General features: G+C 55.2%; 26 protein-coding genes. 15 read left to right on the top strand and 11 right to left on the bottom strand.

Annotated elements, in window-relative coordinates; all coding sequences use genetic code 11:
* Positions 1-38: 38 nt before the first annotated feature.
* From sixA to AC1XYH_RS09075, 3 genes are read right to left on the bottom strand one after another with little or no spacing between them, the layout of a single operon-like run.
* Positions 39-509 (bottom strand): phosphohistidine phosphatase SixA, encoded by a 471-nt coding sequence (sixA, locus tag AC1XYH_RS09065; protein ID WP_483326254.1) that lies wholly within the window; start codon positions 507-509, stop codon positions 39-41.
* Positions 506-835 carry a DUF4389 domain-containing protein gene (locus AC1XYH_RS09070; RefSeq protein WP_483326255.1) on the bottom strand — a complete coding sequence of 110 codons (330 nt, stop codon included), beginning with the start codon at positions 833-835 and terminating at the stop codon, positions 506-508. The genes sixA and AC1XYH_RS09070 overlap by 4 nt, the downstream gene beginning before the upstream one ends.
* Before the next feature lie 7 nt (positions 836-842).
* Positions 843-1,883: an NAD(P)H-dependent glycerol-3-phosphate dehydrogenase gene (locus tag AC1XYH_RS09075; RefSeq protein WP_483326256.1), complete on the bottom strand. Its 1,041-nt coding sequence runs from the start codon at positions 1,881-1,883 to the stop codon at positions 843-845.
* Positions 1,884-2,012: 129 nt separating this feature from the next.
* Here AC1XYH_RS09075 and AC1XYH_RS09080 point away from each other — a divergent pair, with 129 nt between their 5' ends.
* From AC1XYH_RS09080 to fabB, 6 genes are all read left to right on the top strand, one after another.
* Positions 2,013-4,196, top strand: coding sequence for a TonB-dependent receptor plug domain-containing protein (locus AC1XYH_RS09080; protein ID WP_483326257.1), 2,184 nt, complete (start codon positions 2,013-2,015; stop codon positions 4,194-4,196).
* Positions 4,197-4,295: 99 nt separating this feature from the next.
* On the top strand, positions 4,296-5,174 hold the full coding sequence (locus AC1XYH_RS09085) for a hypothetical protein (RefSeq protein ID WP_483326258.1): 879 nt from the start codon (positions 4,296-4,298) through the stop codon (positions 5,172-5,174).
* Positions 5,171-7,093: an ATP-binding protein gene (locus AC1XYH_RS09090; protein WP_483326259.1), complete on the top strand. Its 1,923-nt coding sequence runs from the start codon at positions 5,171-5,173 to the stop codon at positions 7,091-7,093. Before AC1XYH_RS09085 ends, AC1XYH_RS09090 begins: the two co-directional genes overlap by 4 nt.
* Positions 7,094-7,270: 177 nt before the next feature.
* Positions 7,271-8,824 carry a class I adenylate-forming enzyme family protein gene (locus AC1XYH_RS09095; protein WP_483326260.1) on the top strand — a complete coding sequence of 518 codons (1,554 nt, stop codon included), beginning with the start codon at positions 7,271-7,273 and terminating at the stop codon, positions 8,822-8,824.
* Between the two features lie 383 nt (positions 8,825-9,207).
* Complete coding sequence (fabA, locus tag AC1XYH_RS09100) at positions 9,208-9,723, top strand: 3-hydroxyacyl-[acyl-carrier-protein] dehydratase FabA (RefSeq protein WP_483326261.1); 516 nt, start codon at positions 9,208-9,210, stop codon at positions 9,721-9,723.
* A gap of 11 nt (positions 9,724-9,734) precedes the next feature.
* The gene (gene fabB / locus AC1XYH_RS09105) at positions 9,735-10,952 is read left to right on the top strand and encodes a beta-ketoacyl-ACP synthase I (RefSeq protein ID WP_483326262.1); all 1,218 of its coding nucleotides are present in this window, start codon (positions 9,735-9,737) and stop codon (positions 10,950-10,952) included.
* 96 nt (positions 10,953-11,048) lie between these two features.
* Here the strand turns inward: fabB and AC1XYH_RS09110 are convergent, their stop codons facing one another.
* Positions 11,049-12,248, bottom strand: a complete 1,200-nt coding sequence (locus AC1XYH_RS09110) for a multidrug effflux MFS transporter (RefSeq protein ID WP_483326263.1) — start codon at positions 12,246-12,248, stop codon at positions 11,049-11,051.
* Between the two features lie 262 nt (positions 12,249-12,510).
* Here AC1XYH_RS09110 and AC1XYH_RS09115 point away from each other — a divergent pair, with 262 nt between their 5' ends.
* Positions 12,511-13,038: an ankyrin repeat domain-containing protein gene (locus AC1XYH_RS09115; protein WP_483326264.1), complete on the top strand. Its 528-nt coding sequence runs from the start codon at positions 12,511-12,513 to the stop codon at positions 13,036-13,038.
* Positions 13,039-13,124: 86 nt separating this feature from the next.
* On the opposite strand, the gene AC1XYH_RS09120 is transcribed toward AC1XYH_RS09115, so the two are convergent.
* From AC1XYH_RS09120 to AC1XYH_RS09135, 4 genes are all read right to left on the bottom strand, one after another.
* Positions 13,125-13,316, bottom strand: coding sequence for a CsbD family protein (locus tag AC1XYH_RS09120; protein WP_483326265.1), 192 nt, complete (start codon positions 13,314-13,316; stop codon positions 13,125-13,127).
* 104 nt (positions 13,317-13,420) lie between these two features.
* A complete protein-coding gene (locus tag AC1XYH_RS09125; RefSeq protein ID WP_483326266.1) occupies positions 13,421-13,654 on the bottom strand; it encodes a DUF2789 domain-containing protein in 234 nt (77 codons plus the stop codon).
* A 70-nt stretch (positions 13,655-13,724) separates the two neighbouring features.
* Positions 13,725-13,979: a hypothetical protein gene (locus AC1XYH_RS09130; protein ID WP_483326267.1), complete on the bottom strand. Its 255-nt coding sequence runs from the start codon at positions 13,977-13,979 to the stop codon at positions 13,725-13,727.
* Between the two features lie 54 nt (positions 13,980-14,033).
* The gene (locus tag AC1XYH_RS09135) at positions 14,034-14,933 is read right to left on the bottom strand and encodes a DMT family transporter (RefSeq protein WP_483326268.1); all 900 of its coding nucleotides are present in this window, start codon (positions 14,931-14,933) and stop codon (positions 14,034-14,036) included.
* A 212-nt stretch (positions 14,934-15,145) separates the two neighbouring features.
* Between AC1XYH_RS09135 and AC1XYH_RS09140 the strand changes: the two genes are divergently transcribed.
* Complete coding sequence (locus AC1XYH_RS09140) at positions 15,146-16,018, top strand: helix-turn-helix domain-containing protein (RefSeq protein WP_483326269.1); 873 nt, start codon at positions 15,146-15,148, stop codon at positions 16,016-16,018.
* A gap of 2 nt (positions 16,019-16,020) precedes the next feature.
* On the opposite strand, the gene AC1XYH_RS09145 is transcribed toward AC1XYH_RS09140, so the two are convergent.
* From AC1XYH_RS09145 to AC1XYH_RS09155, 3 genes are all read right to left on the bottom strand, one after another.
* Positions 16,021-16,653: a LysE family transporter gene (locus tag AC1XYH_RS09145; protein ID WP_483326270.1), complete on the bottom strand. Its 633-nt coding sequence runs from the start codon at positions 16,651-16,653 to the stop codon at positions 16,021-16,023.
* 72 nt (positions 16,654-16,725) lie between these two features.
* The gene (locus tag AC1XYH_RS09150) at positions 16,726-17,031 is read right to left on the bottom strand and encodes a ribbon-helix-helix domain-containing protein (RefSeq protein WP_483326271.1); all 306 of its coding nucleotides are present in this window, start codon (positions 17,029-17,031) and stop codon (positions 16,726-16,728) included.
* A 46-nt stretch (positions 17,032-17,077) separates the two neighbouring features.
* A complete protein-coding gene (locus AC1XYH_RS09155; RefSeq protein WP_483322910.1) occupies positions 17,078-17,659 on the bottom strand; it encodes a DJ-1/PfpI family protein in 582 nt (193 codons plus the stop codon).
* Positions 17,660-18,255: 596 nt separating this feature from the next.
* On the opposite strand from AC1XYH_RS09155, the gene tssA reads away from it, so the two are divergent.
* The 7 genes from tssA (at position 18,256) to tssG (ending at position 25,505) form a co-directional block, all read left to right on the top strand.
* Positions 18,256-19,806, top strand: a complete 1,551-nt coding sequence (tssA, locus tag AC1XYH_RS09160; RefSeq protein ID WP_483322911.1) for a type VI secretion system protein TssA — start codon at positions 18,256-18,258, stop codon at positions 19,804-19,806.
* Positions 19,807-19,826: 20 nt separating this feature from the next.
* On the top strand, positions 19,827-20,333 hold the full coding sequence (gene tssB / locus AC1XYH_RS09165; protein WP_483322912.1) for a type VI secretion system contractile sheath small subunit: 507 nt from the start codon (positions 19,827-19,829) through the stop codon (positions 20,331-20,333).
* 23 nt (positions 20,334-20,356) lie between these two features.
* Complete coding sequence (tssC, locus tag AC1XYH_RS09170; RefSeq protein WP_483322913.1) at positions 20,357-21,832, top strand: type VI secretion system contractile sheath large subunit; 1,476 nt, start codon at positions 20,357-20,359, stop codon at positions 21,830-21,832.
* A 9-nt stretch (positions 21,833-21,841) separates the two neighbouring features.
* Positions 21,842-22,246: a type VI secretion system baseplate subunit TssE gene (gene tssE / locus AC1XYH_RS09175; RefSeq protein WP_483322914.1), complete on the top strand. Its 405-nt coding sequence runs from the start codon at positions 21,842-21,844 to the stop codon at positions 22,244-22,246.
* A gap of 45 nt (positions 22,247-22,291) precedes the next feature.
* Entirely contained in the window at positions 22,292-22,567 is a 276-nt protein-coding gene (locus tag AC1XYH_RS09180) for a PAAR domain-containing protein (protein ID WP_483322915.1), read from the top strand.
* Between the two features lie 176 nt (positions 22,568-22,743).
* Positions 22,744-24,534 carry a type VI secretion system baseplate subunit TssF gene (gene tssF, locus AC1XYH_RS09185; protein WP_483322916.1) on the top strand — a complete coding sequence of 597 codons (1,791 nt, stop codon included), beginning with the start codon at positions 22,744-22,746 and terminating at the stop codon, positions 24,532-24,534.
* The gene (gene tssG, locus AC1XYH_RS09190; RefSeq protein WP_483322917.1) at positions 24,498-25,505 is read left to right on the top strand and encodes a type VI secretion system baseplate subunit TssG; all 1,008 of its coding nucleotides are present in this window, start codon (positions 24,498-24,500) and stop codon (positions 25,503-25,505) included. The genes tssF and tssG overlap by 37 nt, the downstream gene beginning before the upstream one ends.
* Positions 25,506-25,508: the final 3 nt, after the last annotated feature.

Consider the following 25,508-nt stretch of genomic DNA (forward strand, 5'->3'; position numbering starts at 1 on the left):
GCGTGCGGACCAAGTCACTCAGTGAAAATAGACTTATATCAGCGCGACAAATCAGCAGGCACGGAAAGCGCGGCTAAATTACCCAAACCCGCCGCCACAAAATCTAGATCGATACAGGCCAACGCGGCCGTAGGCATCGGGTAATGCGCGGTGCGATTGCCCTCCACCAGCAGACTGATCAACTGACTAACCAGCGGTTGATGCGACACTAGCAAAAGATTCTTTTCCGTGCGCTCCGACAGAAAGCGCAGCACGTCACCCGGCTCATCATCCGGCGTTAGCCAGGGTGCCGTGCCCACGTCTTGAGTAAAGTTAAGCGCAGAACGCATTAGCGCTGCCGTCTGTTGGGCTCGCAGATAAGGGCTAGCGAGTATTGCGTCGAGCGGCTGGCCGCCAAGCAAAGCGCTCATGGCTCTCACTTCAGCCTCTCCTGCCGTGGTCAAAGGCCGCTCTGCATCACTGGCTGCCCGCGCAGCGGCCTGTCCGTGACGCAAAATCCACAGCCTCATGACTTTGGCTCTGCCGATGGCTCGGTTGGCGCGGGTGTAACGACCGGCTCTGTCGCTGGTTGCGGCCATTCAATAAAGGGCCAAGGTTTCTGGTCAGAGACCTGGGTAATATAACGGCCAATCTGGCAGGCGTAGAGCGAGAAACCTTCGCCCCATACCTTTGCATCTTCATTGGCGCTGCCAGTAAACAATCGCGACATGATCTGTATCACTACCAACAGTGCCAGCAAAATCTCAACCACCTGCCAAGCCAACATAAACAATATTGTGTACAACAACCTTAGCCAGAAATCAGCCGAACAAAGAGACTCTTTCAACGCGTGCATAACCTTATTACTCCTTGGTCGGGGTGCAACTCATGAAAGCCGAAAATTCAACATCATGCTTTTGCTCCGCCGACATTAGCTTGCTAATCACTTTCGCTAGCGGCTGTTTCTCAAAAATGATGGCATAAAGCCCATCAACCAAGGGCATGTAAACGCCCTCCTCATCCGCTTTCTGCTTCAAGGTTTTTAACGTACCCACGCCTTCGGCTACCTGACCCAGCCGCGCCACGCTCTCTTCCAGAGTTTCACCTTTGCCCAACGCATGCCCCACCCGAAAATTGCGCGACTGCGGCGACATGCAAGTCACGATCAAATCGCCGACGCCGGCAAGCCCCAGAAAAGTCAGCGGGTTAGCCCCCATGTGCACCGCAAAGCGGGTCATTTCCGCCAACGCACGGGTAATCAGCATGCTCTTGGTGTTCTCGCCCATACCCAGTGCGACGGCCATGCCCGAGATAATGGCGTACACATTTTTCAATGCGCCGCCCAACTCAACGCCATAGCGGTCCTCGCTGGCATAAACGCGCAAGTTCTTGCTGCCGAGCACGTCTTGCACCGCCATACAGAGGGCATTATCTTCACTGGCAATCACGGTCGCAGTTAGCTCACCCGCCGCCATCTCTTTGGCTAGGTTAGGCCCTGAGAGCACGGCCACGTGAGCTTGCGGCGCTTCCGCTTCAACAATCTGACTCATCATCAGAAAGCCTGGTTGCTCAATACCTTTGGTAGTGCTCACAACCTGTTTACCAGCCAGGCTCGGGCCTACCTGCTTCAGCACATTACGAAAGGCACCACTGGGAATAGCCAGAAATACCAAATCCGCTGCGGCGATGGTTTGCTCTATATCAGTTGAAACCTGCAACCTGGGGTCTAGCTTGTATCCCGGCAGGTAACGCGGATTTTCCTGTTCGTTACGAATATGGTCGGCCACATCCTGATCGCGCAGCCAGAGCGTAACCTGCTGACCTTCACAGGCCATCAAATTGGCTAGCGTGGTACCGAAACTGCCTCCACCTAATACACAGACAGCCGCTTTAGAATCGGTCATGCAACATCCTTAATCAGGTTTTCCGGGCCAAGTATAAGCTTGGCTGACAATAACAGCGATTGAGCACTGGAAAAACCTGTTGCGGCAGTTAAGATGGGGCACCAAAAAAAAGATACAAAGTGCCATCACATGTCTAATCGCATCACCTTTCTGGCAGGACTCGTAGTACTGGGCCTGCCGCTGACCTTGCAGGCGACAACGGATCCGTTGCTTGACGACCTCGAATTGCCCACCGTCCTCAGTGCTACCCGCCTGAAACAAGCACCTGCGGAGGTGCCCGGCAGTATGACCGTGCTCGATCGGCAGCTAATTCGCGCCACCGGCGCGCGCGACATTCCAGAGATACTGCGCTTGGTACCCGGCATGATGATCGGTTATCGACGCGGTAACCAAGTTAACGTTAATTACCATGGCACCAACGTTACCGAGGCAAGACGTCTTCAGGTGTTGGTCGACGGTCGTTCAGTTTATCGGCCCGGGTTTGCCACCGTAGACTGGGCGGAGATGCCGGTTGCGATCGAAGACATCGACCGCATTGAGGTATTTCGTGGGCCCAACACCGCTGCCTACGGCGCCAACGCACTGATGGGCGTGATCAACATCATTACTCGCCACCCACGCGATACGTTGGGCACCACCCTAAAAGTGACTAAAGGCACACGTGGGGTCAGCGATTGGCTGGGGCGGCAGGGCTTTAGTACCGAGAATAGTCAGACTCGTCTCACCCTGTCTGGCATGGAGGATGACGGCTTTGATAGTTTCGAAGAGCCCGGAGAGGATTATCGCGACGGCAAGCGTTTAACTCGCTTTAATCTCAGCAGTGCTTATCAGATAGATTCGGCCAATACCCTGGAGTGGCAGTTAGCGGCCAGCGAAGCCAGCCGCCAGGGTTATTACGATTACAGCCCGTTTCTCGGCGCAGCTAAACAGCCGTTGGGGAAATTCGACGAGCTGATTGACGAGTGGCAACCGGATTCCGATATCCGCGGCCGCGATTACGCACTCCAGGCACTCTGGAAGCGCGACCTGTCGGCAGACCACAGCTTTCAGGTGATGGCTTACGCGCAACATACGGAACGCTTGAGCGATTGGCGTGCGTGCGACAGCCCGTTGGCTTTCTCTGCGGCGCTGCAGGAGCTTTCTGACCTCAGTCCATTGGCTGCCAGGCGCGTGAGTCGTTACATGAGCCACGATGTAGCCGGCGGCCTGCGCAAGTATATGAATGATTTCATGTATGGCGAGTATTACGACTACTTAGGCGATCTGGGCGAAGCCATCGTTCAGGAACGGCAGCAGTACCTCGACAGCGAGCCCGCGTGCTTCGATGTCAATCAGCACATGCGCGAAAGTCGCTATCAGATCGAGGTACAAGACACTCTAAGAGTGAATGATCAACTACGTGTCGTCAGCGGCGCCAGTTATCGTCAGGATCGAGCGAAATCCGAGACCTTTTTCGGTGGCGCAATTGACAACGGCATCACGCAAGTTTTTGGCAATGCGGAATATCGTCCCCATGAAAACTGGCTGTTCCAGGCAGGCGGCATGTATGAAGATTCCGAGCTGGTGGGTGACGCCTTTTCACCGCGCGTGGCGATGCATTACTTCCTCGCCCCACTACACAGTTTGCGGCTTGTTTATTCCGAAGCAGTACGCACACCTGATATGTATGAGAACAACGTAAACTGGACATATCAGGTCAAAAACCTGTCCGGCCCGGTGACCGGGCAACAAACGTATTACGCTACAGCTACTGGTCCAGGCAATCTGGATACCGAGAAAATGCGCTCACGGGAGATTGGTTACAACGGCACCGTACATGAATACGGCCTTGCGCTTGATTTGCGGATTTTTCAGGAGCGCATAACCGGCATGAATAGCGAGCCGCTGAAGATCACCGATTTCTACCCCAATAACGATTCTTCCGCTGAGTTCGAGGGAGCCGAAGCTCAAATCGATTGGCGTGCAACTTACGCTGACCGCTTCAGGCTAACCTATGCCTATGTGGACTTCACTGCCACCAACAAGCTTGACCAACGCCTTACCGCGCGTAATTCCGGCAGTGCTGCCTGGATTAGAAACTGGCCAGCCGACATCGAAACCAGTCTCATTTATTATGGTGCGGACCAGCTCAACGAGCATCGCTTTGAGCGCCTGGACGCGCGACTAGCTAAGCAGTTCGCCATTGGCGAGCGCAGCCGATTCAGTCTGGCGCTGGTAGCGCAGCATCGGCTCGACGATGAGCCTCTCACCTGGGATGAAAACGTATACGACAGTAGCAACCACTATTATTTAAGTGCTGAACTAAACTTTTAGGCGAACTGGGACCACTAAACATGGGGTGCCAGACAGAACAGTGTGCGGACAGGGAACGTGCCACATGATGAATTTTAAACAGCAAAGGCTTATGGCCGAATGAGCCTTATCAGTAAAGCACTTTGCTTGCTGATACTGGCGCTCATCTCTGCCAACGTGAGCGCGCGCGCGATATTAATTACCGCACCGGCCACTAACAGTCCTTTAATTAATGAGTTTATCTCTGCCCTGCGCACAGCGCTGCCGCAAGACGAGGTTGCGGTATCCAGCGCAACGGCGCCTGATGCCGATACCGCCGAAGTCATCATCACCCTCGGTAGCGACATGCTCAACTGGCGTTTGCAATCACCACTGCAAACGCCAAGCATCGCCATCTACGTTAATAGCCATGCCTTGCCACCGCAGCCACTTCCCGCTTACCTGCACGTGGTTCTGGCAAACCCCAAACCGTTAAGGCAATTGCGCCTGGCAAAGCACTTGCTACCCCGATTGCGAACCGCAGGCCTGCTTTACGCCGACAATCAACTCGCTCTGAAAGACGAGTGGGCACAGGCACTCGCTGCAAGCGGTCTGCAGCAGCGGAGTGCGACAGTGAAAAGGCCAGACACCCTGACCAGAGAGCTGCTGCGCGTGCTTGAGCAAAGCGATGCCCTGATAGGTATTGATGCCCCCACCATCTACAACGCTGACAATCTAAAGGCCATCCTGCTCACGAGTTACTCTCGCAACAAAGTGTTGATTGGCCCCAGCGCTCCTTTTATCGAGGCTGGCAGCCTGAGCACTACCTACAGTACCGCCGAAGACATGGCCCGCAGCGTAGCGCTGTTATTACAACAGGGTGAGCTGAAAAGCGGCACATCCTACCCCGCCTTTTTCTCTGTATTAAGCAATGCGCAGGTAGCCCGATCGCTCGGCCTGCCGATCCCTGACGACGTAAAGCTTAGCCGTGAGCTAACCGAGCTGGAGCAAGCACCATGAGCTTTCTACAACACGGCACCATTTTCAGCCGGTTGATCCTTATTGCCACGCTTCCGGTATTACTGATGGGCGTAGTCGGTTTCAGCTTTCTTACCAGCGAACGACTGGATGACGTTAACCGCGAGCTGCAGCTAACCGGCCAACTGATTGCCGATCAACTGGCACCTGCCGCCGAATACGGCGTTATCAGCGGCAACCTGCGCACACTGGAGAGCCTGGTGCAGGGCGCGCTCAATATGCCGCACGTACGCTACGTACAAGTTTTTGACCAAGCTGGCCTGCCACTATTGATGCTTAGTAAAGAAGCCTCCAACCCAGACGCAGGCTTGCAAGTATTTGTGGCCGATATCATGCGTCAACGCATTCAGTTGCAAAACGAACTATTCCTACTCGACTCCCCCGCAACAGATAACGATGATCAAATGCGCTACCTAGGCCAGGTACACGTCGGGCTGAGCAACGAGGCCTTTGTAGCGCGCCAAAACAGCATCTTGTTGAAAACCCTCGGCCTCGCGGCCTTGGCACTGATCGCCACTCTCTTTCTAGCCATTCGCCTGGCAAAAGCACTGGCCACCCCGATGGCACGCATGGGCTTGGCCGTACACAAGTTGCAGGAAGGCCAACTGAGTATTCGCCTGGAAATAAACGACAAGCACGAGATCGGCCAGCTGATGCGCAACATCAACAGTTTGGCCGCCACCCTGGAACGGTCCAGGCAGCAACAACAACAGGCCATGCAGCAACTGGTCAGCGCGCGAGAAGAGGCAGAGGCCGCAAACCGCGCGAAATCCGAGTTTCTGGCGATGATGAGCCACGAACTACGCACCCCTATGAACGGCGTGCTAGGCATGTTGCAGCTATTGGAAACCACCGAACTCAGCGGCGAACAAAGCGAGTATGTGCATATTGCTGGCGAATCCACCGATCACTTGCTTAAGGTGATCAACGATATTCTGGACTTCTCGCGTATCGAACGCGGCGCGCTAGAACTGGAGAAGATCCCGTTTAATCTGCCGCAATTGATCGGTTCTTCCGTCAACGTATTCGAGCACACAGCTCGGCAAAAAGGCCTGCGCCTCATCACTCAACTACAGGGCGACCGTGAATGGTCTGAGGTCCTGGGTGACCCAACCCGTATTCGCCAGATACTGGTCAACTTGATCGGCAATGCTTTGAAGTTCACCGAGGCTGGTAACGTCACTGTGACCGCCCACTGGCATTTGTATGACACCAACCGGCTGCTGCTGGAGTGCGAGGTTACCGACACTGGAATAGGTATCGCACCAGAACGCCTGGAAAGCATGTTTGATGCCTTCCAGCAGGCTGACTCCAGCACCTCACGCCGTTTTGGTGGCACCGGGCTGGGGCTCTCGATTGCGCGTACTTTTGTACAGAAAATGGGCGGTGAGCTGATCGCGCGGAGCACTGAGGGCAAAGGTTCGCATTTTACCTTCCAGATTCCGCTCGAACTCGACAACAGCGAGCACCTGGACAGCATCGCAGAACAGCCGGCTGACAGTGGCCGACACGACAAACCTGTGCTGCTGGTGGAAGACAACCCGGTCAACCAAATGGTCATCGAAGGCATGCTGCACAGCTTCAACATGCAGGCCGACATTGCCGGCACGGGCGAACAAGCGTTGCACTCGCTCACCAGCCACCCGGAAAGATACTCAGTGATTCTAATGGACATCCATCTGCCAGATACCGACGGGCTAGACGTCTGCCGACGCTATCATGCGCACTGCATCAGTACCGGTCTGGAACCCATACCCTGCATTGCCCTTACCGCCAGCGCTTTCGACGTTGATCGTCAGCACTGCGAGGAGGCGGGCATGCAGGATTTCTTAAGCAAACCGGTTAGTCGCCAGGCATTGCTTCAGACACTAAATCGCTGGACTGAACCAGCAGATCATTGATTTCGCTGATCCAGCACCATTCTGGCTGACGGTGAGGCCAGCTGGCGCTGGATTCGTGTGGCAAATATCGCGACACTAGGCCTCGATTTTTTCGGCAAAACCTTGTGAAACTCGCTGTTCAGCAGCATTTATAGCGCAAGGAGCCGCGTCCCGATCCTGCCATACGAGCGCATAAAAATGTCAACAATCACTCTGGAAACGCCCTACAGCACATTACCCGAACTGGTCGCCTTACATGCCCGAGAACGTGGCGATCATCCGGCGTTGATGCAGGATGCCAATAGCCTTAGCTATCGTGAGCTCGATCAACAAGCGGATCGCGTTGCTGCTGCGCTTCAGCGCGATGGTGTGATGCCGGGCGAAGCCATTGCAGTCTGCGCTGCCAACTCGATCAACTATTCCGTCATTTTCATCGGTGCTCTGCGCGCCGGCGTGGTGGTTGCGCCTCTGGCACCCTCATCTACTCCGGAAGGCCTGCTCGGCATGCTGACTGACTCAGCCGCCAAACTGTTCTTTGTCGACGCAGCCGTGCGTGATGCCATCATCAGCGTACGCGAACGTATCCAGGCTCCGCTTTACAGCCTGGATAACAGCGTGGGCGAGCCCACCTACAGCAGCTGGCTCTCTGATGCTAAACCCAGCGCGGTCCAACTGACGCCCGAGATGGTTTTCAACATCATCTATTCTTCTGGCACCACCGGTGACCCCAAAGGCATTGTGCAATCGCACGGTATGCGTTGGTCGCATATTCAGCGCGCGCTGGTATTAGACTACGGCACCGACAGCCGCACACTAATTTCTACGCCGCTGTATTCCAACACCACGCTGGTTTCCTTCCTGCCAACTCTGGGTCTTGGCGGCACTGTCGTCTTGATGGCCAAATTTGACGCTGCACGCTACCTGGCCTTGGCCGAACAGCACAAAATCACCCATACCATGCTGGTCCCAGTGCAATATCAGCGCATCATGGCGCGCGACGATTTCGATAACTACGACCTGTCCAGCTTCATCATGAAATTCAGCACCAGTGCGCCCTTCCATGCCGCGCTCAAAGCTGACATTTTGGCCCGCTGGCCGGGCGGCCTGGTTGAGTTTTACGGTATGACCGAAGGCGGCGGCTCCTGCATTCTGGCCGCTCACCTTTACCCCAACAAGCTCAGCACAGTGGGTATGCCTCCGGAAGGCCACGATATGCGCGTGATCGACGAAGAAGGCGTTGAATTACCCCGCGGCGAAATAGGTGAAGTTGTTGGCAACTCCCCTGGCATGATGACGGGCTACCTGAACAAGCCGACAAAAACTGCCGAAGCCGAATGGTATGACAGCACCGGCAAGCGCTTTATCCGGACCGGCGACGTAGGTCGTTTCGACGAAGAAGGCTTTCTTACCCTGATGGATCGTAAGAAAGACATGATCATCAGCGGCGGCTTCAACATTTACCCCAGTGACCTGGAAGCAGAGCTGCGTCAGCACCCTGAGTTGCAAGACGTGACCGTGATCGGTGTCCAGTCCACCAGTTGGGGTGAGACCCCGGTGGGCTACGTGGTAGCCAAATCTGGCGCCGACGTTAACGCCGAAGCGGTACTCGAGTGGTTCAACGCTCGCGTCGGCAAAACCCAGCGTTTGAACCGCGTGATCATCACCGATGAGCTGCCACGTAGCGCCATTGGCAAGGTGCTCAAACGCGAACTGCGCGACATATTTCAGGCCGAATTTGGTGTACTGAGCTGATAAGTCGTTCTGCATCGGTAGAGCATCCGGTGCGCCTGAGCTGCGGTCGAAGATAGAGAACCTTTGTCCTCGACCGCTATCGCGGGTATCCTCAACGCCTCGTTGCACAGCAAATAGCGACAGTTGTGACTTTATCGTCAGGCATACAGTCTGACCTTACGCTGGCCCGATTGCGCCAGGAGACATCTGAAAACGCTGCAACATGAGAGCAGAAGAACAAGAGTTCTGATCAAAAATTCCTTTATTTCATGCAAATAGAGCAATTTCTTAATACAGATCCAGTAACGTTGGCTTCTCACAGCGCGCTTTTTCAGATGTTGCCTGAAAATCAGGTCAAGCCGAATTAACAGCGCCCCGTATTCAGGGGAAGAGCAGGAGCCTCTATGACACAACAGAATGCGTATTCCCGGGAAGAGCTGCTCAAATGCAGCCGTGGCGAGATGTTCGGCCCCGGTAATGCACAACTCCCCGCCCCCAATATGTTGATGATGGACCGTATCGTCCATATCAGCCAGACCGGCGGCAAGTACGGCAAAGGCGAAATCATCGCCGAGCTGGATATCACTCCTGATCTATGGTTTTTTGCCTGTCACTTTGAAGGCGATCCTGTCATGCCCGGTTGCCTGGGCCTTGATGCCATGTGGCAGCTCGTAGGCTTCCACCTTGGTTGGCTGGGTTACGAAGGCCGTGGTCGCGCCTTGGGTTCAGGTGAAGTCAAGTTCACCGGCCAGGTTCTACCCACCGCCAAAAAAGTCACTTACACCATTAACATCAAACGTACCATCAACCGTGCGTTGACCCTCGGCATAGCCGACGGCACCATGGCCGTTGATGGCCGTGAGATCTACAGCGCTGAAGGTTTGCGCGTAGGTCTGTTCTCATCTACCGACAGCTTCTGAGGATCATCACTATGCGTCGCGTCGTGATTACCGGTATGGGCATTATTTCCTGCCTTGGCCAAGATCTTGAAAGTGTGGCTGCCAGCCTAAAGGCCGGCAAGCCAGGCATTCGTTTTAACCCTTCCTATGCTGAGATGGGCCTACGCAGCCACGTTTCCGGCTCAGTTGACATCGACCTGGATGCAGCCATTGACCGTAAGGTTAAGCGCTTCATGGGCGATGCTGCTGCATACGCCTATCTGTCCATGCAGCAAGCCATCGCTGATGCGGGCCTGGGCGAAGAGCTGGTCAGCAGTGTTCGCACCGGCCTGGTTGCGGGTAGCGGCGGTGCTTCCACGCTGAATCAGATGGAAGCCGTCGACATTCTGCGCGAGAAAGGCGTCAAGAAAATTGGGCCATATCGTGTGCCGCGCACCATGGGCAGCACCGTTTCTGCCTGTCTGGCTACGCCGTTCAAGATCAAGGGCGTTAACTACTCGATCTCCTCTGCTTGTGCCACCAGTGCGCATTGTATCGGCCACGCGGCCGAGCTGATTCAGCTGGGCAAGCAAGATATCGTCTTTGCCGGCGGCGGCGAAGAAGAGCATTGGTCCCAGACCATGCTGTTCGATGCCATGGGCGCCCTTTCCACTCAGTACAACGAGACTCCGGAAAAAGCCTCCCGTGCATACGACAGCAAGCGTGATGGCTTTGTGATCGCGGGCGGCGGCGGCATGGTCGTGGTTGAGGAGCTAGAGCACGCACTAGCACGTGGCGCCAAAATCTACGCCGAAGTGGTTGGCTACGGCGCGACGTCTGACGGGTACGACATGGTCGCCCCTAGCGGCGAAGGTGCTGTACGCTGCATGCAGCAGGCACTGGCCACTGTTGATGGCGCCATTGAGTATCTAAACACCCACGGCACTTCTACTCCAGTAGGCGACGTGGCTGAGCTCAAAGCTATCCGCGAAGTCTTTGGCGATAACGCGCCGAAGATTAGTTCGACCAAGAGCCTGTCGGGCCATTCGCTTGGCGCTGCTGGCGTGCAGGAGGCGATCTACTGCCTGCTTATGCTGCGTGATAACTTCCTTGCGGCATCTGCCAACATCGAAGAGCTGGACGAGAACGCCGGTACCCTGCCCATACTGCGCGAGCGTCTGGATAAGGCCGTTGATCTGGTTATGTCTAACAGCTTCGGCTTTGGTGGCACCAACGCCACGCTGATCATGAAGCGCTGGAAAGCTGCCTGATCTTTTGATCCAAGGCAGCAAAAAACGCCGCAGTAAATGCGGCGTTTTTTTATGTCTGGATTTTCTGCCTGTCAGGCCAATTAAGGCTCATCTACCTTAGCGTGAAGCCCAATTTGGCTGCGGTGCTCGCGCAGAGGCGCGCCTTGCCAGTAAAGCCATAATAACTGTCACTAAGCCACACCCGCCCATCACCAACGCCATGGGCAGGCTGCTATCGTCGTGCAGCACGCCAACCAGCGCCGATGTAAGCCCCGCAATGGCAAACTGCATGGTGCCCATCAAAGCCGATGCTACCCCAGCCTGGTGACCGTGACCGGCGAGCGCACACGCAGAAGCGTTAGGTATCACCAGTGAGATCACCGCCACGCTGCAGAACAGCGGCGGCAGAAACCACCAGATGTTCGGCAAACCCGATAGCGCCACCAAGAACAAGGTTGCAGTCGCAGCCAAATAAACGCCGGTAGTGCCTTTGAGCAAGTCAAGCGGCGTGTTGTTTCGCAATAAACGGCTATTGAGCTGAGCGAACAAAATAAAGCCCGCAGCATTGGCACCAAATAGCCACGCGTAGTGATCCACGCTCAAGCCGTACATGTCTATAAAAATGTAAGGAGAGCCCGCGATATAGGCAAACATACCTGCCATGGCCACGCCGCCAGTCAGCGAATGGAACATGAACACCGGTTCACGCAGCAAGCCTAGGTAGCGCCCCAAAGCGCTGCTCAAGCGCGCCGCTGGCGTATGCGTCGGTAATGTTTCAGGCAGAAAGAAATAAACCGCCATAGCAAAAAGCGCAGAGAACAGCGCCAGAAACCAGAATATTGAAGGCCAGCCCGCTACTTTCAACATAGCCCCCCCTAGCAGAGGAGCAAGAATCGGCGCCACGCCCATGATCAACATGAGCTGCGAGAAGGCTTTGGCTGCATCAATGGGCGCACATAAATCGCGTACTACCGCACGCGTTACCACCATGCCGGCACAACCGCCCAAGGCCTGCACGAAGCGTGCAGCCAACAGCCATTCCATAGTAGGCGCCATAGCGCAAGCGACAGAAGCCGCACAAAACAACACTATGCCAACCAATAGCGGACGCCGACGACCGAACCGGTCCGCCAGCGGTCCGTAAAACAACTGACCGCTGGCCAGACCAAGGAAATAGACCGACAGACTAAACTGAACTTGCTCAGCGTCTGCGCCAAGCGCCAACCCTATCGCGGGGAATGCCGGCAAGTACATATCGATGGCCAGTGGCCCGAAGGCGCTCAAGCCACCAAGGATGAGCAGAATATAAAAAGGCATTCAGATTTCCATCAGAACTGCTGTATTGGCCACTTCGCCAGAGTACTGCAGCAGCTTGGCGTTTGACGCCAAAGGCAAGAGAAAAGAACAATATTAGCTTAGATATCGATCGCGCATGATGCCAGAAAAGCCCTGCATGCAGGCGGAACAGATTGTTGTCCGAATCGGTCAGAGCCTATCGGCGTCATACATTATTTTGACTGCACAGTTCAGGCGTGATCGCCTAGAGTGTGTTATCGCTTACCGTCCTACTGGAGACCGCATGACTGAGCACACCCATTCTATTGATAAACCCGCGCTGGACGACGATGCCCTGGCCTTCGCACAAAAGATTTTTGACTTGGCTCGCAACGGCGAAACCGATGCATTGCGCCCTCTACTGGATGCGGGGTTGCCGGTCGATATTCTTACTAGCAGCGGTGACAGTCTGCTGATGCTCGCCAGCTATCACGGTCACGAGGCAGCCAGTCGCCTGCTGTTAGAACGTGGCGCAGATCCTGAGCTAGCCAATGGGCGCTCTCAAACCCCCTTGGCCGGGGTCGTTTTCAAGGGCGACACAGCTATAGTGCGCCTACTGCTGAGTTTTAACGCCGCCGTTGACGGCCGGCCGGAAGGCGGTAAAACACCGCTAATGTATGCTGCCATGTTCGACCGCACCGATATGCTTGAGTTGCTGCTAGATGCTGGCGCGCAAATCGATGCCCGTGATGATGACCAGCGTGGCGCGCTCGACTATGCCAATGCCATGGGTGCCAAAGCCGCTATTGCGCTACTTGAAGCACGCTTGTAAAACACCTGATGAGCGATTTGTAGTGCTGATCTTTGAGCAATAAAAAAGCCGCCAGACTTACGCTGGCGGCTTTTTTTGGTCAAGAATTACGCTTTGTCGACTAGGTCTTTTAACTTGTCTTTCACGTTACCCTTAGCGGTTTCGCCCTTGCCCTTGATTTTCTGCAGTTCACCTTCCCCCTGCAGTTCTTCATTGTCAGTGGCTTTACCAATGTCGCTTTTGGCTTCGCCTACGGTTTCGTTGTATTTGCCTTTAATCTTGTCTGTGGTGCTGGTCATGGTCATTCCCCTGCTGGTGAGTCGGTGGACTTCAACTACGGTTGGAAATCGCTGATCAGCCTACCTTGTGGGTAAGCCAGCCAGTACAGCGTAAAAGCATTTGATTACCGCTCATGTAAGCGTGCGTTCAATTCATCAACTACGGGCGCCCACTCAGCGTCTTCGCGGATTTCTTCTCGCAGGAAGGCCGCTTGCGAGGGCGTCCAAAATTTGGCTTCACTGAGCACTGTGTCGTGTTCCAGTGCGTGGCTAGAAAAAAAGGCGTCCATACTGGCCGGATCAGAATCCAGACCCAGTTGATCAAACAGAGTAACGAGGTCTTTGTTCGGCAGTTCCATGATGTCTCTCCTTGGCGGTCAAACAAACGATTACGCTTACTTAAAAGAGAGTGCAGACGCCACAATCAGTTCAATCTTTTTGCTCGGGTGTCGTCATGCCATAGGCATCCGCTGCACTTTTAAGCCAAGCTTCCAGCTCGCGTTTTTTAATGCCCTTGCGTTGCGCTTCGGCCAACTTATCGCGCATATAAGCCCGCTTGGCTTGGTCTTCTCCCGCCATAGACAACGCCAGATCTCGGTCAGTCCAACTCCGGATGCGCAGGAAAAGCCACCAGTGAAAATACAGACCAGCGGCAACCGCCGCTGCAATGATGAAATAGTCCATAGACTCCATTCTCCTACCCATCGGTTATTTCAAAAAACCAACCGGACTCTGACGCTAAACGGCTCCGTGCGGCATTTCAACCGGGCGCTTGCGTCGATAGAACATCACCGCGTTACCTAAAAGAATCAACACCAAGCCAAGGATCGCGCTGGTCGACCATTGATACCCCTCAAACAGCGTAGACATCCCCAGCGCTATAAGCGGAAACATCACCGTAGCGTAGGCCGCCGGGCCAGCACCGATACGACCGATCAAGGCGAAATAGGCAGCAAAACCAATAACCGAGCCAAAAAAAGCTAAATACAATAGCGATCCGAGATACGTAGCTGTCCACTGCATGCTGAACTGCGCACCGGTAATCAGCGCAATCAACAGCATCACCAATGCGCCATACCCCATGGCGTAAGCGTTAGTCGAGAGCAGATCAAGGCCGCGCGCCTGATGACGCACGCTGATCATGTTGCCCAGCGAGAAACCATATGTTCCCAGCAGGCTAAGCCCTATTCCTAAAAGCACCCCTGCGTTCATGCCCGCGCCGGCCAAATCATGCCAAAACAAACTGACGATACCGATAAACCCTAGCAAGTTAGCCCAGAGCAGCCGCTGCGTCACACGCTGACGAAAGAAGATCACCCCATTGATGGCGTTGAATACGGTTGCCAGTGAAAACAGCACAGACTCCAAACCACTGTTGATATAGGCGTTGGCGGCATAGAAACAACAGAAGTTGAGGCCAAACACGCACATCCCCTGCAACAAGCAGAACCCGTGATCACGCGCGGCTAGACGCCGCAATCTGCCGGTCACCAGCAACGCCAGCAACAGCACGCCTGCTGCCAGCGAAAACCGGTAAAACACCGACACAACCACCGGCACGGGGCCAGATTGCATCGAAATGGCAATCCAGGTAGTGCCCCAGATCAATACTGTGGTGATATACAACAGCGTGTTCATGACGCGCGCTCATCTACTGATAGAAAGAGGCATTATCCATTGCCCATTAGGTTTTGGCTTGCAGCCACACGCCGCGCACTTGCAGATTCTTGCGCTTTTTTTCCGGATGACAGACTGGCGCACGTGTTGCTGCTTGGCGCAGGAGGCGTACATCGCTAACATCATAAAGCCGGCGCATTAGTGTGCACGGCACTTAGTAGCTAGGAGCAGCAATGTCTCAGTCATATCAGGTACTCAACAGCTTGCAGCAACACAAGGCGCAGTTGCAGGGGAGCGTACGCCTGGGTAACGGCCTGGGTTTGGCCAGCTGGTATAACGATGACGATTTGATCGCGTTGGATAACGCCGACCACCACACGCTGAGTCTGTATCTGGCGGATGGTTACCAATCCTACTTCCAAACTCCACAAGGCTGGCAGAACGGTGGCGCTCCGGACAAGTTGTGCCTGATGCCCAAAAACTATGCATCCACTTGGCATATCCGCGGGCCGTTGAGCTTCATGCACCTGTATTTCACCGATCAGCATCTGCGGCGACAGGCGGAACAAACCTGGGATCGCAGCCCGGCACAGCTAACGCTGGATGAGCGGCTATTTGCGAACGACCCACAAATCGCCCTGCTCTATCGCCATTTTCTGCTCAACAATGATTGGCACGATCCGGCAGACCAGTTGGCGATCAGTAGCGCTACTACCTTGATCCTCAACCATCTACTTAAACATTACGTACACCTAAACTGGCAAGACCCAGTGGTGCGCGGTGGGCTATCGCCCTATCAACTGAACCGAGTGTTGGAGTTTATCGACAGTCAACTTGCACAGCCGCTACTGCTGAGCGACCTGGCACGCGAAGCCAACCTGAGCGAGTACCACTTTGCCCGCATGTTCAAACACAGCAAAGGTGTCGCGCCCCATCAATACGTAATGAAACAGCGCCTAAAACAGGCCGAGCAGCTACTACGAATCAGCACTCTGTCATTGACCAGTATTGCCCTGCAGTGTGGTTTCAGCTCCCCGAGTCATTTCAGTAACCGCTTTCGCCAAGTACATGGCGTCAGCCCGTCCGCCGTGCGCGGCAGCCGATGACCTCAGACATTGGCGCGGCGAACCAGCGTGAGCAAGGCAGCCGCACCTGCAAACAAGCCAGCAAAAGTCCGATTCATCAGCTTTTGCTGCTGTGGCGAACGCAACAGGCGCAAAACTTTTGCAGCGAGTCCGGTATAGCCCGCCATCACCACCAGGTCGACAGCGATCATCGTCAACGCCATGACGCCGTACTGTTTTAGCAATGGCTGGTTCAAATCCAAGAACTGCGGCAACACCGCCAATATGAAGATGACCGCTTTGGGATTGCTGACGTTCACCAAAAAACCACGAAACACTAACGCCAGCGGCTGCCCTATAGGACGCACAGCCACCTCCTGATCCATGGCTACCGGCTGAGCATGCCACTGACGCCATCCAAGGTAGAGCAGGTAAAGCACGCCAAACCATTTAATCAGATTGAACGCGAGCGCAGAGGTCGCCAACAAGGCTCCTACCCCCGCCGCAACCACCGCAATTTGCAGCAGCAAGCCAACTTGTAATCCTAACGCTGTCCAGTAGCCACGAGCGAAACCATAGTTCAAACCGCTAGACATGGATGCGATGGCGCCCGCCCCAGGCGACAAGCTGATGACCCAGCACGCAACAAAAAAAGCCAACCAGGTTTCAATCGACATGTGCTACCTCCAGAATTGGCGAATGCCTACCGTCACAGATTACCGTTTCAGCCAATGCAGCCGCCAGCACAACTACGCGCTTGCGCGGGCCACGAGCGACAACGGCACCACCTGCGCCTCACGTTGCGCTAGGTAACGTGTGCAGCTGACCCGCAGAAAAGAGGCAAAATTGACCACTTCACCGCGCAAATCCATGATTTCGTCGTACAGCTTGGTGATCAGCTGATTGGTGGTCATGCCATCCACTTCAGCAATCTCCTGCAGTATTTGCCAAAACTGGTTCTCCAACCGCAACGTAGTCACCACGCCGCGAATACGCAAAGAACGCGAGCGTGACTCATACAGAATGGGGTCGGCTTTTACATACAGCTCACACATAAAACCTCCTGGGCAGGGCCGTCGCGGGATGACGACCCTGTGTAGCTCACAACTCGATACGTGCGCCCAGCAGTTTAACAAAAGCAGCCAACCATAACGGATGGGAAGGCCAAGCTGGCGCGGTAACAAGATTGCCTTCGACGTGTACCTGATCAGCCGCGATATCAATAAAGGTACCGCCCGCCATAGTGACGTCCGGACCACATGCAGGATAAGCACTGCATTCACGCCCTTTGAGGATACCCGCAGCAGCGAGCAATTGTGCGCCATGACACACGGCGGCGATAGGCTTTTGCGCCTCGTCGAAGCTACGCACAAGATCGATCACCCGCTGATTCAAACGCAGATATTCCGGCGAACGCCCACCGGGCACGACCAAACCTACATAGTCCTCAACGTTTACGTCCGCAAAGCTGTAGCTCAATACAAAGTTGTGGCCCGGCTTCTCAGTGTAGGTCTGATCACCTTCAAAATCGTGGATGGCTGTTTTGACAGTGTCACCCGCATTTTTATCAGGACACACCGCATGCACTTCGTAACCCAACATGCTCAGCGCCTGAAACGGCACCATGATTTCATAGTCCTCAACAAAATCGCCTGCTAACAACAATAGTTTTTTGCTACTCATGATATGCCCCGGCAGTGAATGAATGCCTATGATGCGCTGCTTCGACATGCACTGGGTAACAGCCGGGTACTACATTTATTGTCATTCAAGCTCTTGAATGCTGTTGGACTGGATAACAGAGAAACGTAAAACAAATAAATTGTGATTTAGCTACCCCAACAAAAAGAAACTAACAACCCCGAAAACAACACCTTCTTAATAGCTAAATGCCAACATGCGCACATTACGAACAAACCAATATTTTGACGTCAATTGCAACTCATCTCCGGCTTCGCGTAAAAATACGTAAACCACTGTTTTAATACATATTTATAATAATTTAATTCAAATAAAACCATCGCAAAACCAATTACCAACAAGCCCGACCAGTTCACACTTTATACACTTGAAGGTACCGACTCCGACGAATAGGATAGCCACCTTCCAGACAGTAATGCGCAGTTTTTTGCACATATAGTTGAGCAGAAAGTTGCCATCGTGAAATGCAAGATATCGAAATAGTGCAACTTCTTGCGCATTTAATTGCGCAAGAAGTTGCGCACTCCCAGCAAATAGAAATAAACGGCTCGTAATAATCAAGAGTGATGAGCGTACAGATGCAGCAGATTATTGAGACCATCGCCAGCACACCCATCAGCGAAACCCGTTTCGCAGGCGAAGATGTGCGTTACTGCAGCGAGTACGAGTCACTCGAGCAGCAGCTGGCCAAGGCGGGATCGCTGCATGACAACGAACAACCCGACTGGGAGGCTGTGCGCGACGGCAGCCTGGCGCTGCTGACTACCCAGTCGAAAGACCTGCGGGTAGCCGCCTGGCTGAGTTGGAGCTTGCTGGAAACATCTGGCCCAGCGGGCCTCAGCAGCAGCCTACGCATGCTTAATGAGCTATGTGAAAACCATTGGGCGACGCTGCATCCGATCAAGGTCCGCACTCGCATCGCCGCCCTAGCCTGGCTGATATCACGCCTGGAAAACGCTAATCCCCAGCAGTTACTAAGCGATGAGCATCCCCTGGTTAACGCGCTGCAAAACCTGCACGAGACGTTGGCAAATCAGCTAGGGGATCAGGCGCCGGACCTGCAACCCTTATGCCGTAGGCTGGAGTCCGCGAGCAAACAGCCGGCGCAAGCCGAAATAGCAGCGCCCCTTACTAGCTCGCCCTTACTTGGTAATAGCGACCAAAAACAAGCAAGCTCGCAGCAACCAGCCTCTATTGCGACCGCCAAGGATGCTCACAAAGCGCTGCGCACGCTGCAAGATCATGCCAGACCACTGTGCCATTGGTGGCTAGCTAACAATGAGTGCGATCTGCGTGCCCTGCGTCTCTCACGCACGCTGTTGTGGTTACCGATTGACGCCCTGCCCAGCCACGATGCCGAGCAAAAAACCGGACTGCGCAACTTGCCTGCTGACCGCCTGGCAGCTTACGGCGAGCGTTACAACCAAGGCCAACACGCACAACTGCTGCAAGATATCGAGGCTAGTATCGCCCGCGCGCCCTTCTGGTTAGATGGCCAACATCTCGCATGGCAATGCTGCGAGGCGCTCGGCGCGGAGGAAGCCGCCGAAGAAATCGAACGCCAATTGGCACTGCAACTCAAGCGCTTGCCCGGACTGGAGAAGCTACGTTTTTTTGATGGCGCACCCTTCGCGCAGCCGCAAACGCTTGACTGGATCAATAGCCGCGTTCAGCAACATGCCGCGCCAGCTCAATCAGCGCCCATCACCTTTCAGCGAAGCAACAATACGGTAGCCACAGCAGCTTGGGATGAGGGTCTGGAAAGCGCCATTGCACTCTTACGTAAAGAAGGTCTCAAGGCTGCGGTTCACCAACTGGGCGCACAAATCCAGCAAGCACGCGGCGATCGAGCAGCTTTTTACTGGCGTCTCGCGCAAGCCCGCCTGTGCTTTCAGGCTCGCCAATACGAACTGGCCAAGGCCCAACTCGAATCGCTACACCAACAGCTTCAGACCTCAGGTCTGGACAAATGGGAACCGGATCTCAACCTCGACGTATTGCGTCTTTTACATAGCTGCTGTGACCTGCTGCCGCAGAACCAGAGCACGCGCGAACGCAAGGACGAGATCTATCACCGCCTGTGCCACCTCGATCTGGGCGTGGTGCTTGATCAGGCCCTCGGGGCCTAACACCGATACGGAGAAACATCATGGCCAAAGAAGGCTCAGTAGCCCCCAAGGAACGCGTCAACGTCACCTTCACCCCCGATGGCAACGACGCCAGCGAAGAAGTCGAGCTGCCTTTAAAGCTGATGGTGCTGGGAGACTTCACTCAACGTGAAGACGACCGCACCATCGAAGAGCGCAAACCCATTGCCATCGACAAGCGCAGCTTCGATGAGGTGCTAGCCAAGCAAGAGTTAAACCTTACTTTTGCGGTGCCAAACCAGTTGCAAGATGAGCCCACCAGCGAAGATCTGGCAGTCAACCTGCAGATCAACTCGATGAAGGACTTCAACCCCACCAGTCTCGTGCAGCAAGTACCTGAGCTACAAAAACTGATGGAGTTGCGCGATGCGCTGGTCGCCCTAAAGGGCCCGCTGGGCAACGCGCCGGCTTTCCGTAAGGCGATCGAAAGTGTGCTCAACGACGACGATTCGCGCGGGCGTGTACTCGCAGAGCTCGGTCTAACCGACCAGAACCAACCTGAAACCTGATCGCAACCGACAAGGACGCCGCCATGAGCACCCAATCCTCAGCACAACAAGCCCAGAAGAGCGCCGATACCGGTATTCTGGATCGCATCATCGCCGAAACTCGCCTGACCCCAGACGACGAGGCCTACAACATTGCCAAGCGCGGCGTCTCTGCGTTTATCGCTGAACTTCTCAAGCCGCAGAACGAGCAAGAGCCGGTCAAAAAAGCGATGGTCGACCGCATGATCGCCGAGATCGATGCCAAGCTCAGTCGGCAGATGGACGCCATCCTGCACCATGAAAAGTTTCAAGCGCTGGAGTCGTCCTGGCGCGGCCTGCAGTTGCTGGTCGACCGCACCGATTTCCGCGAGAACATCAAACTGGAAATCATTAACGCCTCCAAGGAAGACCTGCTGGAAGACTTTGAAGACAGCCCTGAACTGGTTCAGTCCGGCCTTTACAAGCATGTTTACACCGCAGAGTACGGCCAGTTTGGGGGCCAGCCGGTCGGCGCCCTGATTGCCAACTACTACTTCAACCCCAGTTCGCCCGACATCAAGACTTTGCAGCATATTTCCAGTGTCGCGAGTATGGCTCACGCGCCTTTCATCGCCTCCGCCGGCCCGCAGTTCTTTGGCCTGGAAAGCTTCACCGGCCTACCGGACATCAAGGATCTAAAAGATCATTTCGAAGGCCCCCAGTTCGCCAAATGGCAGAGTTTCCGCGAGCAGGAAGATTCGCGCTACGTGGGTCTCACCCTGCCCCGCTTTCTGCTGCGCAACCCCTACGATCCAGTCGAAAACCCGGTGCGTAGTTTCGTTTACAAGGAAGGCGTTGCCGAGAGCCACGAGCACTACCTGTGGGGCAACACCGCTTTTGCCTTCGCTACCCGCCTGGCCGACAGCTTCGCCAAGTTCCGCTGGTGCCCAAACATCATCGGTCCGCAGAGCGGCGGCGCGGTCGAAGATCTGCCGTTGCATCATTTCGAAAGCATGGGCGAAATCGAAACCAAGATTCCAACCGAAGTACTGGTTTCTGATCGCCGCGAATACGAGCTGGCCGACCAGGGCTTTATCGCTCTGACCATGCGTAAAGGCAGCGACAACGCCGCGTTCTTCTCAGCCAACTCGGTGCAGAAGGGCAAGTTCTTCGGCAATAGCGAAGAAGGCAAAATGGCGGAGCTGAACTTCCGTCTGGGTACACAACTGCCCTACCTGTTTATCGTCAACCGCCTTGCTCACTACCTGAAGGTGCTACAGCGCGAGCAGATTGGTGCCTGGAAAGAACGTACTGACCTTGAACTGGAATTGAACAAGTGGATTCGCCAGTACGTTGCCGATCAGGACAACCCCAGCGCCGAAGTTCGCGGCCGTCGTCCGCTGCGTGCAGCACAAGTAGTGGTTACCGATGTACCTGGCGAGCCCGGTTGGTATCGCGTTGGTCTTAGCGTACGGCCGCACTTCAAGTACATGGGCGCCGACTTCACCCTGTCGCTAGTCGGCAAGCTGGACAAGGAGTAAGCGCGGCTTATGGCTTACGGCAGCCTGTTCGAGCGCCTTGATGGTAGCGCCGAGTTGCGTGATGGCATCCCCAACGACGATGCCATCAGCGCCTCGGTGGCTGCGCACCTTAGCAAGATGCTCAGTACCCGTGCCGGCAGCGTGCAAGCGCTGCCGGATTACGGACTGCCAGACCTCAACGACATGCGCTTATCACTGCATGACTCGTTGCAGAAAGCCAGAGCAGCCATCGAGCGCTTCATCGAGGTCTACGAGCCCAGGCTCAGCCAGGTAAAAGTGCTGACCATGCCACGCGACCACGACCCATTGAACCTGTCATTTGCCATTGAGGGCACGCTAACACTGGATGGTATGCGGCAAGCCATCAGTTTTGCGGTACGCCTCGATGGTCGAGGTCAGGCGGCGGTCAAGTAACGCTGATGAAGATATCAAAGGCGCAGTAACCACAAGGAGATTTACATGTCAGGAAAACCCGCAGCCCGCCTAGGCGACCCAACCGCCTGCCCGCAAAAAGGCCACGGTACTAACCCAGTTGTTACCGGTTCCGCCGATGTACTGATCGACGGCGTACCCGCTGCACGCATGGGCGATACCACTGCATGTGGCAGCAGCCTGGTGGGCGGTGTAGCCAGCACGGTGCTGATAAACGGCAAGCCTGCTGCACTACTGGGCAGTACCGGAAATCATGGCAATGTCGTCATCGCAGCCTCTGGCACTGTGTTGATCGGCGGCTGACAGCTACCAGCGTGAGCAGTAAATCAGTGACGCTGCTTTGGGCAGATCACAAGGAAGCATTTTACGCACATCTCAAATACACGCCCCGCCGGGCGCGGTAAGACACCCGCTCTGGCTTTCGCCAGCGGCACGCTTATTGGGATGACTTTTGCAGTGGACTTATCGAGCAGTCGTTTATGAGCTTCAACCACTACTACCAAAGCGAACTCACCGCGCTACGCCAGCAAGGCAAGCGCTTTGCCGAACGGAATCCGGCGTTGGCGCCATTTTTGGGGCAAAGCGGTCGCGATCCTGACGTTGAGCGCTTGCTGGAAGGCTTTGCTTTTTTGACCGGCCGCTTGCGTCAGAAGCTGGATGATGAGCTGCCTGAGCTGACGCACTCGTTGATGCACCTGCTTTGGCCCAATTACATGCGCCCGCTGCCGGCGTTCAGCATGTTGCAGTTTGACCCGCTCAAGCGTCCCTCACCCATGCAGTTGGTACCCCGCAACACGCCGGTGGAATCCAAGCCAATCAAGGGTGTGACCTGTCAGTTTCGTACCGCTTTTGATACCGAAGTACTGCCGCTGGACATCAGCAGCCTGGATTACTCGGTTAAGGGCAGCGGTGCACTACTGGAGTTGAAATTGATGATGACCGCCGAGGGCAACCTTGGCGATCTGCGGCTAGATCGTTTGCGCCTGCACCTGGCCGGCGAAGGCTACATTAGCCAGATGCTCTACTTGCATCTGCTCTGCCATCTGGATGGCGTGGATCTGGTATTGCTCGATCATAACGGCAAACCGTTGCTGGATGATTATGGCTCACCACTGGGCTTGAAAAGGCTCACGTCGGCGCAGGTCAGGCCAGCCGGATTTGATGAAGAGCACGCGCTTATCCCCTACCCGGACAATACTTTCCGCGGTTATCGCTACTTGCAGGAATACTACGCCTTCCAGGAAAAATTCCTGTTTGTCGAAGTCAGCGGCATTGCCCGTTTTCAGCCAATGCCGACCGATCTGCTAAAGCGCGCCCGAGGCTTTGCCCTGCGCTTTGATATCCGCCAAATCGGCGCTCAGCGCATCAGCCCCAGCAAAGACAATGTGCGGCTGCACTGCACGCCGGTCGTTAACTTGTTCAGCCATGACGCGATGCCGATCCGCCTGGATGGAAGACAGGATCAGTACCTGCTGCGGCCCGCCGAGTTTCACGCCGATCACTGCGGCATTTTTTCGGTTGACCGGGTTACTGGTTGGAAGCCCGGCGGCATGGGTTATGAAGAATACGTACCCTTTGAATCTTTCGAGCACGACGCTAGCTTTGATAACCGAGAGTCCCGCCCGCACTACAGCCTGCGACAGTATCCATCGCTGCTGGGTGACGGCCAGGACACCTACCTAAGCTTTGGCCTGCGCAATATTGATCAGCATGAAACCCTATCGATCGAACTGACCTGCACTAACCAAGACTTGCCCCGGCAGCTCGCGCTCGGTGATATCTGCCGCCCCACCGAAGGCACACCGGAGTTTCTCAGTTTCCGCAACATCAGCACCGTCACGCCCAGCTACGCGCCGCCCCTACACCAAGACTTTCTCTGGAAATTGATCAGCAACATGTCGCTCAACTACCTGTCGCTGGAAGACGTCAACGCACTCAAGCTGGTGCTGGAAACCTACGATCTACCGCGCCATTACGATCAACATGCGGCCAAGGTCAGCAAGCGCCGACTGGAGGGGCTGAAGGCGGTGCGCCACGTTCACGTGGATCGTCTGCACCGAGGACTGCCGGTGCGCGGCATCAAGACCGAGTTAAGCATGGACCTGGACAGCTATCTGGGTGAAGGCGACATGTATCTGTTTGCCTCGGTACTCAACGAGTTCTTGTCGTTGTACTCCAGCCTCAATTCTTATCACGAACTTTCCGTCAACAGCATTCAAGGGGAGGTGTACCAATGGGCGCCGCGCATGGGCCAACAGCCCCTGTTCTGACCAGGATACAACGCGATATCCGTCAGTACAGCCTGTTTCAGGGTGTGCTGTTGGTACTCGAACGTCTGCAACTGGCGCATCCGGATCTCGACGACAGTGCGCTTTACGAGCGCCTGCAATTTGTTGCCAATCCGAGCATGGGCTTTCCCGGTTGCGACATTGAAGAAGTCGAGTTCATTCAGGACACCGACGGCCTGCGTGCGCGCATGCAGGTGAACCTGATCAGCCTTAGCGGCGCCAGCTCACCGCTGCCGGCCTTCTATAGCGAACAGGCCCTGGGCGACGGGCCTGACGGCAACATCACGCGCGAATTTCTTGACCTCTTCAATGACCGCCTGCAGCGGCTGCTGCTGCCGATCTGGCAGAAATATCGCTACCGCGCACGTTTCAGCAAGGGCGCACAGGACCCCTTCTCTGTGCAGCTACTGTCATTGGTTGGCCTGCGCCCGGACCGCATGGCTCAGGCGCCCGATCTCAACTGGAAGCGGCTGCTGCCCTATCTGGGTCTGCTGAGCATGCGCGCACAGTCGGCCGAACTAATCGAATCGGTACTGCGCTACTACTTTAAACACCCGGCCATGCACATTGAGCAGTGCATGCAACGCCGCGTCAGCATCCAGCCCGCGCAGCGCTGCCAGCTCGGTCAGGCCAACAGCACACTGGGTAGCGACCTGGTATTGGGCGAAGAAGTATTTGATCGCAGCGGAAAATTCCGCCTGCACATTCGCGAACTGGACTGGGATGGCTTCCACAGTTTTTTGCCACCGGGCAAACATTTTCAGCCATTGCGCTCACTGGTGCGTTTCACCTTGCGCGACCCGCTCGACTACGACATTCAACTGCATTTGCGTCAGGACGAAATCCGCGAACTGCGGCTTGGCGCAAGCAATCCCTGCCGCCTCGGTTGGACCAGCTGGCTTGGTCACGAGCAGGCACTGCCCACGGTAACCCTGGGCAACGGAACTCATTAAGGA

Source organism: Pseudomonas sp. GW-45, from assembly GCF_056896675.1.